The sequence below is a fragment of the Ruoffia sp. FAM 20857 genome, assembly GCF_045528645.1.
GTDB classification, from domain to species: Bacteria; Bacillota; Bacilli; order Lactobacillales; family Aerococcaceae; genus Ruoffia; species Ruoffia halotolerans.
Map to the genome: position 1 here is coordinate 28,767 of NZ_JBGQRB010000005.1, position 15,969 is coordinate 44,735.

Annotated in this window: 12 protein-coding genes; 11 read left to right on the top strand and 1 reads right to left on the bottom strand. The window is 36.9% G+C overall.

The genetic code is table 11. The features are described from left to right. The first annotated feature begins 1 nt into the window (after nt 1). From ACEN4N_RS02125 to ACEN4N_RS02145, 5 genes are all read left to right on the top strand, one after another. Nucleotides 2–1,249 (top strand): CamS family sex pheromone protein, encoded by a 1,248-nt coding sequence (locus tag ACEN4N_RS02125; RefSeq protein ID WP_138404324.1) that lies wholly within the window; start codon nt 2–4, stop codon nt 1,247–1,249. A gap of 23 nt (nt 1,250–1,272) precedes the next feature. Continuing rightward, the gene (gene gatC / locus ACEN4N_RS02130; RefSeq protein ID WP_138404323.1) at nt 1,273–1,569 is read left to right on the top strand and encodes an Asp-tRNA(Asn)/Glu-tRNA(Gln) amidotransferase subunit GatC; all 297 of its coding nucleotides are present in this window, start codon (nt 1,273–1,275) and stop codon (nt 1,567–1,569) included. Nucleotide 1,570: 1 nt separating this feature from the next. Continuing rightward, on the top strand, nt 1,571–3,028 hold the full coding sequence (gene gatA / locus ACEN4N_RS02135) for an Asp-tRNA(Asn)/Glu-tRNA(Gln) amidotransferase subunit GatA (RefSeq protein ID WP_407089388.1): 1,458 nt from the start codon (nt 1,571–1,573) through the stop codon (nt 3,026–3,028). Nucleotides 3,029–3,040: 12 nt separating this feature from the next. Then, entirely contained in the window at nt 3,041–4,471 is a 1,431-nt protein-coding gene (gene gatB, locus ACEN4N_RS02140) for an Asp-tRNA(Asn)/Glu-tRNA(Gln) amidotransferase subunit GatB (protein ID WP_138404321.1), read from the top strand. A gap of 288 nt (nt 4,472–4,759) precedes the next feature. Beyond that, complete coding sequence (locus tag ACEN4N_RS02145; RefSeq protein ID WP_138404320.1) at nt 4,760–6,142, top strand: L,D-transpeptidase family protein; 1,383 nt, start codon at nt 4,760–4,762, stop codon at nt 6,140–6,142. Between the two features lie 481 nt (nt 6,143–6,623). Here the strand turns inward: ACEN4N_RS02145 and uvrC are convergent, their stop codons facing one another. Beyond that, on the bottom strand, nt 6,624–8,483 hold the full coding sequence (uvrC, locus tag ACEN4N_RS02150; RefSeq protein ID WP_138404319.1) for an excinuclease ABC subunit UvrC: 1,860 nt from the start codon (nt 8,481–8,483) through the stop codon (nt 6,624–6,626). 236 nt (nt 8,484–8,719) lie between these two features. Here uvrC and ACEN4N_RS02155 point away from each other — a divergent pair, with 236 nt between their 5' ends. The 6 genes from ACEN4N_RS02155 to gorA all read left to right on the top strand — a co-directional run bounded on the left by ACEN4N_RS02155 (nt 8,720) and on the right by gorA (nt 15,969). Then, nucleotides 8,720–10,420, top strand: a complete 1,701-nt coding sequence (locus tag ACEN4N_RS02155; protein WP_138404318.1) for a M3 family oligoendopeptidase — start codon at nt 8,720–8,722, stop codon at nt 10,418–10,420. A gap of 13 nt (nt 10,421–10,433) precedes the next feature. Then, nucleotides 10,434–11,465: a Gfo/Idh/MocA family protein gene (locus ACEN4N_RS02160; RefSeq protein ID WP_138404317.1), complete on the top strand. Its 1,032-nt coding sequence runs from the start codon at nt 10,434–10,436 to the stop codon at nt 11,463–11,465. 22 nt (nt 11,466–11,487) lie between these two features. After that, nucleotides 11,488–12,660 carry a DEAD/DEAH box helicase gene (locus ACEN4N_RS02165; protein WP_138404316.1) on the top strand — a complete coding sequence of 391 codons (1,173 nt, stop codon included), beginning with the start codon at nt 11,488–11,490 and terminating at the stop codon, nt 12,658–12,660. A 106-nt stretch (nt 12,661–12,766) separates the two neighbouring features. After that, nucleotides 12,767–13,912, top strand: coding sequence for a glycosyltransferase family 1 protein (locus ACEN4N_RS02170; protein WP_138404315.1), 1,146 nt, complete (start codon nt 12,767–12,769; stop codon nt 13,910–13,912). A 150-nt stretch (nt 13,913–14,062) separates the two neighbouring features. Beyond that, a complete protein-coding gene (locus tag ACEN4N_RS02175; RefSeq protein ID WP_338489672.1) occupies nt 14,063–14,614 on the top strand; it encodes a dihydrolipoamide dehydrogenase in 552 nt (183 codons plus the stop codon). A gap of 8 nt (nt 14,615–14,622) precedes the next feature. Beyond that, complete coding sequence (gorA, locus tag ACEN4N_RS02180; RefSeq protein WP_407089418.1) at nt 14,623–15,969, top strand: glutathione-disulfide reductase; 1,347 nt, start codon at nt 14,623–14,625, stop codon at nt 15,967–15,969.

The window sequence follows — 15,969 nt, forward strand, 5'->3', positions numbered from 1 at the left end:
CATGAATAAAAAGATAAGAATGAATGTATCTATACTACTTGCTTGCTTAATGCTAGCAGGAGGCGTGACGCAAGTAAGGTCCCAAGCACAAGAGGATGAGCCAACTAATCCAGATGAAGTAACGGTTCAAACGACGACCAATCAATTATCAAGCGATTTTTATCGTGCAGTAATAATCGATGGTCAATACCAAATTGGTGCATCAGCGAGCTCAAACAATAATTTAAGTTCTGCAGCGAATATTCGTGCATTTGAGGAAGGATTACTTCGCATAAGTAAACAAGTCTTTCCAACTGAACAGTATTTTATGCAAGAAGGGCAAATTATAGATGAAGCAACGATGACGAGTTGGTTAGCAAGAGAGTCAGCAACCAATCCAGAAGGCTTGAATCCAGCCTTACCGGAAGGAGATGCAGAAACTCAATCAAGTTTAGAGGAATCACTGGCCTCAGATGAATCCGTTGATCCAGCTGATGACCCAGAAGATGTTACAGAAGAAGGCGCAGAAGAGAACGAGCAAATCGTGACAAATGTGCAATCAACTCCGATTTATTTATCCCAAGTAGCTGAGAAAAACTTAATGGTAGAGACTGAAGAAGGCTTTGCTTTAGGTGGAATTGTTCTTGGTCTTGCGATGAATAGTACTTATGAATATACTGATGCTGATGGCGTAATCCACGAACAAGAAATCTCAGTGGGTGAAATGCGTGAACGTGGTAGACAATTCGCAAATATCATTGTCGGGCGTCTAAGAAACACAGAAGAATTACGTTCAGTTCCAATCGTCGTTGGTATTTACCGAGCAGCTCCAAGCGATGAAGTTGTCGGTGGAACGTATGTATTAGATGGTATTTCTCGAGAAGGAAACTCTGTGACTGACTGGACAGAAAACAATGAATATCGTATTGCGTTACCAATCATCGAAGCGAGCGACCAAAGCGATCAATACGCATATTTTGATAATTTTAATAATGAAATTATTAATTTCTTCCCTAATTTAAATGGTATCTCTGGAGAGGCTTTATACATTGACGGAGGATTGGCTTCCTTAAATGTAGAAATTGTTTCACAGTTCTATAAACAAACAGAAATTACAGCGTTGACTCAACATATTACCGATGTCTCGCAAAGAACTTTACCTGAAGGGGTAGCCATTGAAATTAAAGTCATATCTGACGCTGGCGTAGAAGCCTACGTAGGCCGACCAGCAGGGGCGACACAATATCAAAGCCATATTTTCAAAAAATAAACTGATAAGGAAGGATGAATTGAATGTTAAGTCAAGATCAAATCAAACACGTCGCTAAGTTATCAAAACTTAGTTATACAGACGATGAATTAGATAACTTTGTCCCAGAATTTGGACGTATTATCGATATGGTTGAACAGTTACAAGAAGTAGATACTGAGGGAGTTAAACCAACGTATCACGGTAATCAATTAATCAATGTATTACGTGAAGACAAAGCCATTGAACGCAATAAAACAGAAGCACTACTTAAAAACGCACCATTATCTGAAGGTGGTTTTATTCAAGTACCAGCCATCTTAGAAAGTGGGGAAGTTTAATATGAGTAAATATCCAACAACAATTATTGAAATCCAAGAAGGGTTAAGAAATGGCGATTTTACAACGGTTGAATTAACGGAAGCAATCTTTGCTTACATTGAAGAGACTGATGAGAAAGTAAATTCATTCTTAGCTTTAAATAAAGAAGCAGCTTTAGAAGCGGCGAAAGCTGCCGATGAAGTAGGGTACGGTGAAGACGCACCATTATTAAACGGTGTGCCAATTGGGATTAAAGATAATATCGTTACTGAAGGTTTAACAACAACCGCTTCATCTAAAATGTTAGAAAACTTCAACCCAACTTATGATGCGACAGTCATTAAGAAGTTAAAAGAAGCTGGAGCTATTATTATTGGTAAATTAAACTTAGACGAATTTGCGATGGGTGGATCAACTGAGACATCTTACTTCAAAACTTCTAGAAACCCTTGGGATTTAGAACGTGTACCAGGTGGATCATCAGGTGGATCATCATCTGCTGTTGCTGCTCGTCAAGTTCCCGCAAGTCTTGGTACAGATACTGGGGGGAGTGTTCGTAACCCTGCAGCCTTTACAGGGATTGTAGGAATGAAACCTTCATACGGTTCTGTCTCTCGTTACGGCGCGATTGCCTTTGGTTCAAGTTTAGACCAAATTGGACCAATGACAACGACTGTTGAAGACAATGCATTAGTATTAGAAGCAATTGCAGGCTTCGATAAACTTGATGGAACAAGCCGTCCTGATACTGAATTAGATTACAGATCAAAACTTGGTCAATCAATTGAAGGCATGCGTATTGCGATTCCTAAAGAATACCAATCTGAAGCAGTTAATGAAGAGATTCGTGATGCAATTAGTAAAGCAAAAGAATACTTTATTTCTCAAGGTGCAATCGTTGACGAAGTATCATTACCACATACACCTTACGGAATTAATGTTTACTATATCCTTTCTTCTGCAGAAGCATCATCAAACTTACAACGTTTTGACGGAATCCGTTATGGTTACCGTTCAGAATCTGCGAAAACACTTGAAGATATCTATGTTCAATCTCGTAGTGAAGGTTTTGGTGACGAGGTTAAACGTCGTATTATGTTAGGAACTTACAGTTTAAGTTCAGGAGCATTTGATAAATACTTTAAGAAAGCCGCTCAAGTTAGAACATTAATTATTGATGACTTTATTAAAGTCTTTAGCGAATATGACTTAATTATGGGACCTGTTACAACAAGTACTGCCTTCAAGATTGGTGGCCGTATTGAGGACCCAGTTGAAATGTATGTATCGGACTTATTAACAGTTCCTGTCAATTTAGCAGGACTACCAGCAATGTCAGTTCCAGCAGGCTTTGATAGTAACGGAATGCCTATTGGCTTACAATTAATTGGTAAACATATGAATGAATCAACACTTTACCAAGTTGCTTATGATTTTGAGAAAAATCATGATTACGTTAACCAAGTACCGGAATTTTAGGAGGGTGATATAATGAATTTTGAAACTGTCATTGGATTAGAAATCCACGTAGAGTTAAAGACTGACTCGAAAATATTTAGTACTTCACCAGCTCATTTTGGTGCAGAACCGAATAGTAACACGAATGAAAAAGACTGGGGATATCCAGGTGTCTTACCAGTATTAAATAAAGGTGCTGTAGATTACGGTATGAAAGCAGCACTAGCTTTAAACTGTGAAATTGCGCGTGAAATGAGTTTTGACCGTAAAAACTATTTCTACCCCGATAACCCAGCTGCCTACCAAATTACACAAGATGCACAACCGATTGGAACAAACGGATATATTGATATCGAAGTTGAAGGTGAACGCCGTCGTATTCGTATCAACCGTGTCCATTTAGAAGAGGATGCAGGTAAAAACACTCACGGAACAGATGGTTTCTCTTACGTTGACTTAAACCGTCAAGGTACACCATTAATCGAGATTGTTTCTGAGGCAGATATGCATTCACCAGCAGAAGCGTATGCTTACTTAGAAGCTGTTCGTGAGAAAATCTTATTTACTGAAGTTTCTGATGTTCGTATGGAAGAAGGATCACTACGTTGTGACGCAAATATCTCGCTTCGCCCATTTGGCCAAGAAGAATTTGGTACAAAAACTGAGCTTAAAAACTTAAACAGTTTTACATATGTACGTAAAGGTCTTGAACACGAAGAAGTGCGCCAAGCAAATGTATTAAGAAGTGGTGGCGTGATTGAGCAAGAAACACGTCGTTATGATGAGACAACAGGTGACACAATCTTAATGCGTACGAAAGAAGGAGCGGCAGATTACCGTTACTTCCCAGAACCAGATGTTCCGCCAATTTACATTACAGAAGAGTGGATTGCGGAAGTGAAAGAATCATTACCAGAAATGCCAGACCAAAGACGTCTACGTTATGTTAATGAATACGAATTACCAGAATATGACGCGATGGTTCTTACTCAGACAAAAGTAATGTCAGATTTCTTTGATAATACAATTGAAGAAGGTGCAGATCCTAAACAAGTATCTAACTGGTTAATGGGTGAAGTTTCAGCTCACTTAAATAAAGAACAAATCGCTTTAGAAGATACTGAATTAACACCAGTAAACTTAGCACAAATGATTAACTTAATTGCTGATGGAACAATTTCAAGTAAAATTGCTAAGAAATTATTCAAACACCTTGTTGAAAAAGGTGGCGACGCAAATAAAGTTGTTGAAGAACAAGGAATGGCTCAACTTAGTGACCCAGCTAAATTACAACCACTCATTGACGAAGTAATTGCTGCTAACCCTGGATCAGTTGAAGACTACAAGAACGGTAAAGATCGTGCTTTAGGATTCTTTGTTGGACAAATTATGAAACAAACTCGTGGTAAAGCTAATCCACAAGTTGTGAACAAACTGATTTTAGAAACTTTAGCTAACATGTAATTTTAAATTTTAAGCGTCTAAATGTCTTGTGCATTTAGGTGCTTTTTTTGCATATAATAATTTTATCTCATATAAATCAATTTGATTTTACAAGAAAATATTTTAGGAATAAACCTAATATTCGAGGGGAAAATCCCGAACGTTAACTTTTTTAACAATAAGAAAAGGTTAAGTTTTTATTAAGGACAAGTACTCAAATGATTTTTTGAATAATGTGTGAATTATCAGCACAAATCATTTCAAATATGTTACTCTATAATTGCGAAACTTTAGAGAGGTAGGTAAGTAATGAAAAAGACATTATTAATTATCGTTTCAACTGTGCTTATTATGGGAGTTGTATATTTTGCAGGTGTTGGGTTTTACTCTGAGAAATTTTCAGCGAATTCCACTTTTGGAACAGTTGATGTGAGTAATTTAACATTAAGCGAAGCACAGGCGAAAGTTATTGAAGATTTGAATGACAAAGAATTTGTTCTTGAAGAAGATGGGCAAGAAGTTGCTCGTTTGAAACTAGGTGAACTAGAACCTGAATATAAAACTGAGTCAGAATTAGAAGCGTCATACTTATCACAAGATCCAACGACTTGGGTCAATGGCTTCTTTGAAGATAAAGAGTACAATCAAGGTTTAGAAGAGCAAATTAACTTCAGTGAAGAAGAAATAATTAATAGCTTGTCAGCCCAAGGTCTTTCTAATGAAGAACGTGAAGCGGCGACAGATGCAGGTGTAGATTATGACGAAACTGAAGGTTATTATGTAGTTGAAGGGTCTGCTGGAAACCAAATCGATCCTAGTCGTCTTGAATCAGCAATTGTTGAAGGGATTCAAAACGAGAATTATACCATTGATTTGGAAGAAGCATATGCTCAACCAGAAATAACTGAAGTAAGTGAAGAAATTACATCAGTGATGGATGAAATTGAATCCGTATCATCAGTGAATATCACTTATGAAATTGCTGGAGAAGAAGTAACAATTCCACAAGATGAAATTGAAAACTGGATTTATTTTGATTCTTCAAATGAATTAATTATCGATGCTGAATCTGTGAAAGCATATTTAAGTACTCTTAACGAGGAATATTCAACATTCTACAAAGACCGTACTTTCAATAGTACTTTACAAGGTGAAGTCACTGTGCCACCTGGAATCCTAGGTTGGTCAATTGACACTGATGCAGAAGCAGAAGCGTTAATTAGTGACATTCATGCAGGTAACGATGTTAGTCGTGAACCAATCTATTACAGTTCTGGTGGTATTGCTGGTGCTGCAAATGATATTGGATCAACTTACGTCGAAATCGATTTAAGTAATCAATATATGTTCTTATATGTTGATGGTCAACTTATTCTTGAAACGCCAATGGTTTCAGGTAAGATTGGTGCTGAGACCGTACCAGGAGCAAATGCTGTTATTGAGATGTTAACTGATACAAACTTAGTTGGTTACAACCCATTCTCAAAAGTAGAATATTCTACGCCAGTTAATTACTGGATTCGCTTTGACGATAAAGCTCAAGGAATTCATGATGCATCTTGGCAAGGATCATTTGGTGGAAATGTTTATCAATTAAGTGGTTCACTTGGCTGTATTAACACTCCTCTAGGCGCAGTTGAAGTAATTTACAATAACGTTGATTACGGTACACCAGTAATGGTTTTCTATTAATATAAAAACAAAATCCTCACCCGGCAGAGTCTATTATGACTTTGCTAGGTGAGGATTTTTTAGTTTGCAATGAAAATATTTCCTTGAGAAATTCTCAAGGCACCTTACCATCCCTGAGAATTTTTCAGGGATCCAATTCGTGAAAAACGATGCTTGAGAAACTCACAGGGCACCTTTCCATCCCTGAGAATTTTTCAGGGATCCAATTCGTGAAAAACGATGCTTGAGAAACTCTCAAGGCACCTTACCATCCCTGAGAATTTTTCAGGGATCCAATTCGTGAAAACGATGCTTGAGAAACTCTCAAGGCACCTTACCATCCTTGAGAAATATTCAGGGATCCAATTCGTGAAAAATGATGCCTGAGAAACTCTCAAGGCACCTTACCATCCCTGAGAAATATTCAGGGATGAAATTCGTGAAAAATGATGCCTGAGAAAATCTCAGGGACACAACTAGACAAAGTTAAACCAAAACAGTATTACTTACTCTGAAGTTTTTCTTCATCATTCAGTGTTTCTATAATACGTTCTGCAGTCGGTTGAGGAACACCGATATGACGGTACTCTTCAATGTCTGCTTCTTTCATTCTTTGTAAGTTTTTAAAGTGCTTTAATAATTTTGTGCGGGTCTTCGGTCCAACACCTTCAATACTATCTAAGATTGATCCAAACTGAGATTTCGAACGGACATTTCTATGATAGCTAATCGCATAGCGATGGACTTCATCTTGGACTCTTTGTAGGAAGTGGAAGACTTGGCTTGTTGGTTCTAAAGGAATTATTTCCTCACTATAACCGTCCATTAAGGCAGCAGTTTTATGTTTGTCATCTTTTACCATACCAGCAACCGGAATTGTGATGCCTAATTCATTCTCCAACACATCTCTAGCTGCTCTAATTTGAATTTTCCCACCATCCATTAGGATTAAGTCAGGTAATTGTTTCTCTTCGCGTAGCAGTCTTGTGTAACGTCTACGAATGACTTCTTGAGTTGATGCGAACTCATTGGCACCTTCGACAGTTTTAATTTTGAATTTACGGTAGTTCTTTTTCTCAGGCTTCCCGTCGCGGTAAACAACCATACCTGATACTGCGTTTGATCCTTGGATATTAGAATGGTCAAACGATTCGATATAGTTTGCTTGCGGAATATTTAAAGCATCTGATAATTCGTCAATGGCACCTAAAGTTTTTCTTTCGCTCATCTCTATTAATCTGAATTTTTCATCCAAAGCAATGCGACTATTTTTTTCGCAAAGTTCTAATAAGCTACGTTTTTTCCCACGAAGGGGTGTCGATACTGGAACTTCAAGATATTCATTTAATAAATGATTATCAACATCACTTGGAACGAGTACCGCTTTAGGCATGAGTTGTGATTCTTCTTTATAGAATCGCGCAATATAAGTCGTGACTTCTTCTTCTGGATTATTATAGCTAGGGAAGATGGCGGCTTTACGTTTAAGAATCGAACCTTGTCTCAACATAAAGGTTTGAATCGATAACCAACCACGATCAAGGGTGTAACCAAAGACATCCATATTGTCATAGTCCTGACTCATAATGACTTGGCGTTCAATTGTTTTTTCGATATAACTAATTTGATCACGGTAATCCGCTGCTTGTTCAAAGTCTAATTTTTCTGCAGCAGTGTCCATTTTTGAACGTAAGTCATTTTTAATACTGTCGACGTTGCCTGCAAAGAATTTTTTGATATTCTCAATCTGAGCATCATATTCCGCTTGTTCTACTTTATGATCACAAGGTCCAATACATTGGCCAAGGTGATAGTAAAAGCAGGCACGCTTTTCGTTTTTAGCACATCTTCTTAAAGGATATGCTCGGTGCAATAATTGTTGGGTACTAGTTGCGGCATAAACATTTGGAAAGGGACCAAAGTAAGTTCCCCCATCTTTTTTCACTTCATTCGTAATAATTAATTGAGGATCTTCTTCTTTAGTAATTTTTAGATAAGGATACATTGTTGAGTCTTTGAGTCGAATGTTATAAATTGGCTTATATTCTTGAATAAGATTAATCTCAAGAATCAGCGCTTCTTTATCACTGTTAGTTATAATTGTTTCAAAATGATCGATTTCAGATACTAATTTTGTTGTCTTAGCATCATGAGCACCCCTAAAGTAAGAACGCACACGATTACGTAAATTCTTAGCTTTACCTACATATATAATGGTATCGTTCGCGTTTCGCATTAAATAACATCCTGGTAAATCAGGTAAGAGTTTTAGTTTTTGCTCAATGTTATATAAAACTTCACTGCGATTTTTAGTCGTCTTTTTTTCATTAGGGGTTCCTTCGTTAGTTGAATCTTGATGCATAAAGACACCTCCTATTAATTGGTTATATTTCTCTATTATTGTCAACATACTATTATACACGACAAAGTCAAGGTTTTGCTAATAAATTGACTATTAAAATGCAGTTAACTTTTTTATTTTGTGTTGTCTTTTTTAATCCCTTATAAAAAATAATTCACTAGAACTATCCCAAAATAACAAGCTTATAACTGAACCTGTGGTATAATAGCATTACAGTAAATGAAGGACGTGTGTGTATGAAATTTAACGAATTTAATTATAATCGACCAGACCTAGATATTTTCAAAAAAGACTACCAAGAAAATATTGACCAAATTAAAAATGCTAATTCTGTCAAGGAAGCCTTAGAAGGCATTCATGAGATACAAGCATTACAAAATGAAATAAATACGCAATCAGAGTTAGCAGAAATTCGTTTCTCTATTAATACAAAAGATGCTTTTTATAAAAAAGAAAGTGATTTTTGGAATGAACAGCTACCAATTATTTCAGAATGGGAAACTGATTATTATCGTGCAATTTTAAACTCACCTTTTCTATCTGAATTAAAACAAGAAATTGCAGCACCATTTTTTGATATTATTGAGAACTCTCTAAAAGTATTTGACCCAACTATTATACCTTTATTACAACAAGAGAATAAATTAGTCTCAGAATATGATTCACTCATCGCATCAGCGGAAATTGATTATAAGGGAGAAACTTATAACTTATCTGGTTTGACACCATTCATGCAGTCAACTGACCGTCAGGAACGAAAAGCGACTTCTGAATTATATGCAAACTTTTTCCAAGAGAACTTAGCTGATTTTGATCGCATTTACGATGAATTAGTCAAAGTCCGTCATGAGATGGCAACCAGTCTTGGCTTTAAAGATTTTGTGGAGATGGGCTATGCGAGAATGAACCGCCTAGACTATACACGTTCGGATGTTGAAGTATTCCGTCGTGAAGTCTTGGAACAAATTGTGCCATTATCAACATATATTTATGACCGCCAAGCGAAACGTTTAGAGTTAGATGAGTTAAAATATTACGATCTAAACTTAAGCTTTCCAACAGGAAATGCGAAACCTATTGGGACTGCGTATGAGTTGATTCAAAAAGCTGAAAAGATGTATTCAGATATGTCACCTGAAACTGCGGACTTTTTCGACTTTATGGTTAAACATGATTTAATGGACTTATTAACTAAGTCAGGTAAGCAAAGTGGAGGGTATTGTACTCATATCCCGAACTTCAATGCTCCCTTTATTTTTGCTAATTTTAATGGGACTTCAGGAGACGTGGATGTATTAACACACGAGGCTGGGCATGCTTTCCAACTCTATCGTTCACGTTGGATTAATGAACCTGAGTTAATTTGGCCAACGCATGAAAGTTGTGAAATCCATTCGATGAGTATGGAATTTATCGCATGGCCATATATGGATGAGTTTTTCGGTGACAAAGTAGAAAAATACAAATACGCTCATCTTTCAGAAGCCGTGACCTTCTTACCTTATGGTGTCTTAGTAGATCACTTCCAACATGAAGTGTATGAAAACCCAACAATGACACCAGAAGAACGTCGTTCAAAATGGCGTGAATTAGAGAAACAATACACTCCTTGGAAAGAATATGATGACAATGAGTTTTATGAGCAAGGTGGATTATGGTTTAGACAAGGCCATATCTTCAACTCACCATTCTACTATATTGATTACACATTAGCCCAAGTATGTGCCTTTCAGTTCTGGGAGCGAAGTCATGTGAAAGAAGACGATAGCTTCTGGTCTGATTACTTAAACATTTGTCGTGTAGGTGGAACGAAATCATTCCAAGAAATTGTGAAACTCGCTAACTTAAAATCACCTTTTGAAGAAAATAGTCTTTCAGAAGTTACTCAAGCCATTCAGACCTATTTAGAAGCCATTGACGAAGAGCAGTTAATATAAGAGGAGGAGTTCAATGATAAACGTAGGAACCATTGGTACTTCATGGATAACAGAGCAATTTATTAAAGCTAGTCAACTGACCAATCTATATAAGATTAAAGGAATCTATTCACGAAGTGCTTACCGAGCAAAAGATATTGCGACGATTTACAAGACAGACTACTATACGGACCAATTAAATAATATTTTATTTGATCCAGAAATTGATTTGATTTATATCGCAAGTCCCAATAGCATGCATTTTGAACAAGCAATGCAAGCGATAAAAGCTGGAAAGCATGTCATCATTGAGAAGCCAATGTTTTCAAGTGTTGAAGAATGGCATCAAGCACATGAAGAAGCGAAACGCATGAATGTCTTCATTTTTGAAGGTGCTTTGCATATTCATACGCGTAATTATCGTCGAATGAAGCAGTTAGTTCAGAATAAGATAAAAGCTTCTAAGCAGCCGTTTTTAGGGGCTAACTTTAATTTTGGGCAATACTCATCCAAATATGTTCAATATCGTGAAACAATGGATAATCACCAGATTGCACCAAATGTCTTCAACCTTGAGTTTTCAGGTGGGGCATTAATGGATTTAGGTGTATACCCAGTTTATGTCGTCCTTGATTTATTTGGTTTACCTCAATCAGTGCGCTACAACGCTCAAAAAGGGGAAAATGGTGTCGATATTTTCGGTACAATTTTATTCACATATGATAAATTTCAAGTATCGATATTTATCTCTAAAGCAGTGCATTCAAAACTGCCAAGTGAAATTTATGTAGACGATGAGACCATTATTATCCACGACGTGAGTCGCATTAGTAAAGTTGAGTTAATAAACCAAGAAGGTCAAAAGGCAGATGTGATTGATTACAAACCAGAGAATTATATGTATGATGAGTTACTGAATTTTGCTGAAGTGATTAATAATCCGGATAGTATTCACCAAAAAGTGCGCTATGAAGATTGGAAACAACTAAGCTTACAAGTGGCACAAACAATGGAGTTACTACGTAAATCAGCGAATATTTCTTTTGACACTGAAGAACAGAAATAGAAGATAAGAGAAGGAGCATATAATGCTTAATACATTTAGAACTGAACTCCAAGAATTTTGGAAAGAGAAAGAATTTCAAGAACCTACACCGGTTCAAGAGCAATTATTTAAAGAAGCATCAGAGGGGAACGACGTCATTGCTGTATCCCCAACGGGTACGGGTAAGACATTAGCTTACTTACTACCTATATTGAATCAAATTGAAGCAAATAAAACGTTGCAAGCAATTATTCTAGCGCCATCACAAGAATTAGTGATGCAAATTGGTGAAGTGGCACGCGAATGGGGTAAAGTTGTAGGCATTAAAACACAAACGCTCATCGGTGGTGCAAATATTAAACGCCAAATCGATAAGTTAAAAGATAAGCCAGAACTTATTATTGCAACACCTGGACGCTTTATCGAGTTAACAAGCAAGACGAAAAAAATAAAAGTTCACCTAGTAAAAACCATTGTTTTTGATGAAGCAGATTATTTATTTAAAGATGAACATAAAAGAACGATCGAATCAATTCAACAAACACTGATGCGTGATGTTCAAAAAGTTTATGCAAGTGCGACAATGACAGAGGAATTTGTCAATGATCGAAAAGCGGAGAATAATGACATTAAAGTCATCCGCATTGATTCGCAAGAATCAGTTAGCCATATTCAACATTATTTCATTACGGTTAATAATCGCTATAAAGTGGATGAACTGAAACGTTTAGCTCAGATGGATAACATGCGAGCCATTGTATTCTTCGAACAGATTAATCAAATTGAAGAAGTGGCAGCGAAGTTAATCTATGAGAATGTATCTGTCGTTGTCTTACATAGTGATGCGAGTAAACAAGAACGTGAGTATGCGATTCGAGCATTTAAAAATCATGACGTTACTTATCTTCTAACAACCGATGTTGCTAGTAGAGGGATGGATATCTCAGAAGTTCCTTACGTCATTCATTATAACCGTGTCCAAGATAGCCGAACGTATATTCATAGATCAGGACGGACAGGTCGAATGAACCGTGAAGGTATTGTTATCTCATTATTAAATCAACAAGAAGCGAATGATTTAGCAGCCATCTTAAAAGAAGAGAATATTCCATTAACCGAGAAAGTATTAAAAAATAGAATATTAATTGATCCAACTGAAACAAAAGGGTCGAAAAACCAAGATAAACAAGCTCAAAATAGAAGAAAACGTGTGTAAATTTACAAATTTACATAAACTTTACATTCATTTAGCTCTAAATTTACAATCGAGGGGTATAATCAGAGTAGGAAAAGATTAAGTGGCTTTGTAGTGGGAGGATAATATGCGTATAGCAATCGTAACAGAAACTTTTGTCCCAGCGACGGATGGTATTTGCACTCGCTTGGCAAACTTTGTTGTTCAATTAAAAGAAATTGGTCATGAAGTTATTGTTATTTCACCGGATCTTGGTATAAGCGACTATAAAGGAGTACCAGTTTACGGGCTTGAAACAGTGACATTTCCATTATATGGATCGCGTCCATGGGGTTTACCTTCTCGAAAGGTAAAGTCTATTTTCAAGAAATTTAAGCCAGATGTGGTACATGCTGTGAATCCAATCTCATTGGCTTCATCGGCTGTTCACTATGCAAATAAGTTAAATATCCCTTTAATAACGTCATACCATACTCATTTACCGAATTACTTAGACCATTATAATATGAGTTTATTTAAACCAGTTCTATGGGATTATATTCGTTTTTGGCATACAAAGTCTGACGTTAATATTACAGTCTCACAAAGCTTAATGGATGAACTGAATGATGAGATGATTCCCACTCATGGTGTCTTACCTCGAGGAATTGATATTGAAGGGCGTCATCCAGAATATTTTGATCAAGAATTATATAATGAATTAACGGACAATAATCCAAATAATAAATTATTAGTCTACGTTGGAAGATTGGCTCCAGAGAAGGATATCGATCATTTACGTGCAATCTTTGATGAGCGAGATGATTTATGTCTAGCCATTGTCGGAGATGGGCCAGACAGAGAACGCTTAGAAGAAGTCTTTGCTGGAACGAAGACGCACTTTTTAGGCTTTAAGCATGGTGAAGATTTGTCTAAAGCCTTTGCGACAGGAGATGCTTTTGTCTTCCCATCAACATCAGAGACCTTTGGTTTAGTAATCTCGGAAGCGATGGCGTCAGGCATACCTGTCATTGCCGCTGAAAGCGAACCAACCGTTGAACAAATTACGGATAAGGAGACAGGCTTAATCTATGAATCTGGTAATACTGAAAGTTTAATGAAGGCAATTAATAGTGTGGATAATCCATTATTAATGCAAAAACTTTCACTTAAAGGGCGTTCGGAAGCGCTAAAATATACTTGGGGTAATGCGACGCTAGAGATATTAGATTTTTATTCGCAAACGATCGAAGCGCATCAATACAAATACGACGGTATTCGTAAACAAGCTTAAGTCTGTTTAGAAAATGAATGTATTTTTTAGAATATTAACTGCCAATCAGCGGTTAGTATTCTTTTTTATTTATTATGATGCGTTTAAGCAATTAATTAGTACATTTTTCATAGATATAGTAGACTAATATAGGGAAGTAGGGTAAGAATTGTGAAAAAACAAAAGTATACTAGAAAAGATTGGCCAACTGAATGGACAGGGATAAACCCACGCGCTATGAAGGTTTATCGTAAATATGTTAATCGCGAATTTCCTGGCTATTGTGGTACATATACTGCTGCAGCTTTGGCACATTACGTTATTCAGAAAGATTATGAAAAAGAATTATCTATGGATGACTTAATTATTGGATTAAAACCACGCATTGATGGTCGATTTTGGTATAAAGGGACTTACCCTTGGGATTTAATCGGTGGATTAAAAGCTCTGTTCGAGGACGTCGATTATAAACCAAGGTGGCATCTTATTAGTAATCCAATCGTTACGAAAGAGTTATCTCAAGCAAAGCCCTACCCAGTTATTGTTGGAACAACTAAAGCGTTTGGAAGTAAGTATGGAAATCATTGGCTGTTAGTCTATGCATTTGGTTATAACAACGCAGGGCAATTATTTTATAAAGCATATGATAATCATGGTAAGATAAATGCAGTGATTCCTGCCAGTCAAACAATGGCTGCAGTATGGTTAGAAAGAAAGGACTGAATATAAATATGGTAGAATTTGATTATATAGTTATTGGTGGAGGAAGTGGCGGAATTTCTTCTGCAAACCGTGCGGCAGAGCATGGAGCAAAAGTAGCGGTAATTGAGGCCGTTGATTTAGGGGGAACGTGTGTAAACCGTGGGTGTGTCCCTAAGAAAGTTAGTTGGTATGCCTCAAGAGTTGCGGATAGTATTCATAAATACGGACCTGGATATGGTTTCCATGCTGAAAACACAAGCTTTAACTTTGTTGAATTTCGTGAAGCACGTGATGGTTACGTCAGTCGTTCAAGATCAGGTTATGAGAATAACATTGAAAAAAATGGCATAACTTTATATAGAGGTCACGCATCATTCGTTGATGGACACACCGTTGAAGTAAACGGCGAAACATTAACAGCTAAAAACATCTTAATCGCGACAGGTGGACGCCCAAGTAAGGTAGAAGTACCGGGTGGAGAATTAGTTGATAACTCAGATGATTTCTTCAACTGGACGACTTTACCTGAGAAAGTAGCTGTCGTTGGTGCAGGTTACATTGCCGTTGAATTATCACAAGTAATGAGTAACTTAGGGGTTGATACGACATTAGTCACAAGATATGAAAAACCATTACGTTCTTTTGATGACATGTTAAGTGATTTGCTACTTGGCGCAATCAATGAAGATGGACCGACACATATGCCTAATACCACCTTTACTGAATACCGTAAAAATGGTGATAAAATCGAATGTTTAGTAGACGGCGAAGTGAAACTAGTTGTTGACCGTGTTGTTGCAGCCGTTGGACGTGTCGCTAATACTGAAAATTTAGGTTTAGAAAATACTGCCATCACGGTTGATGAAAAAGGACAAATCAATGTCAATGATGGTCATGAAACTGAAGAAGCTGGCGTTTACGCGATTGGTGATGTGATTGATCGTGTTGATTTAACTCCAGTTGCGATTAGAGCAGGGCGTACGTTATCGGAATATTTATTTAATAATGGGGCAACTTCAGCAATTGATTATACAAATATTCCAACTGTTATCTTTAGCCATCCAGCGATTGGTACAATTGGATATTCAGAGAAAGACGCGATTAAAGAGTTTGGTGAAGAGAATATTAAAGTGTATACAAATACTTTCTATTCAATGTATGCTTCTGCAGCTTGGCATCGTGAACAAAATAAATTTAAACTCGTATGTTATGGGCCAGAAGAAGTCGTTATTGGCTTGCATGGTATCGGAGAAGGCGTTGATGAGATGATTCAAGGCTTTGGTGTAGCGATGAAGATGAAGGCTACAAAAGCTCAATTTGACTCAATTATTGCTATTCACCCAACAGGTGCAGAAGAATTTGTAACAATGAGATAA